The following is a 641-nucleotide window of genomic DNA, read 5'->3' on the forward strand; positions in this document are numbered from 1 at the left end:
CAATCATCCTCTAAGTATCTAGCATGAGTGCTGATGAGCACTTTTTGCTCCTTTGGATGATAAAACATGCCACCTCTCGTTCCCTTAGGATACCCAATGAAGTAGCACATTTCTGATCTGGGTTCTAGCTTGGTAGCTTTATCATTCAGTACATAAGCTGGACAACCCCAAATGTGGATATGATTTAAACTAGGTTTTCGACCTGTCCACATTTCTTGGGGTGTCTTAGGTACTGACTTAGATGGTACCAGATTTAAAATGTATGCTGCTGCTTCTAAGGCATAACCCCAAAAAGATATAGGTAGGGTTGCATGACTCATCATGGACCTTACCATATCAAGAAGGGTACGGTTTCTTCTCTCTGCTACACCATTTTGCTGGGGTGTACCCGGTGCAGACAACTGAGACACAATCCCTTGTTGCGTGAGGTACTCCTTGAACTCACCTAGGAGGTACTCGCCACCTCGATCAGATCGAAGGGCTTTGATATGTTTCCCTAGTTGTAGCTCCGCCTCAGCCTTGAATTGTTTGAACTTATCAAACGCCTCAGACTTGCGTCGCATCAAATAGACATATCCATACCTAGAGTAATCATCGGTGAAGGTGATGTAATACTCATATCCTCCTTTTGCTAGTTTGTT

The 641-nt window shown here is 43.7% G+C and carries 1 protein-coding gene; it reads right to left on the reverse strand.

The genetic code is table 11. The features are described 5' to 3' along the window. The coding region (locus GO013_RS16705) for a DDE-type integrase/transposase/recombinase (protein ID WP_163813173.1) at window positions 1-641 on the reverse strand (641 nt) is incomplete at both ends.

This window comes from Pseudodesulfovibrio sp. JC047 (genome assembly GCF_010468615.1).
Classification (GTDB): Bacteria; Desulfobacterota; Desulfovibrionia; order Desulfovibrionales; family Desulfovibrionaceae; genus Pseudodesulfovibrio.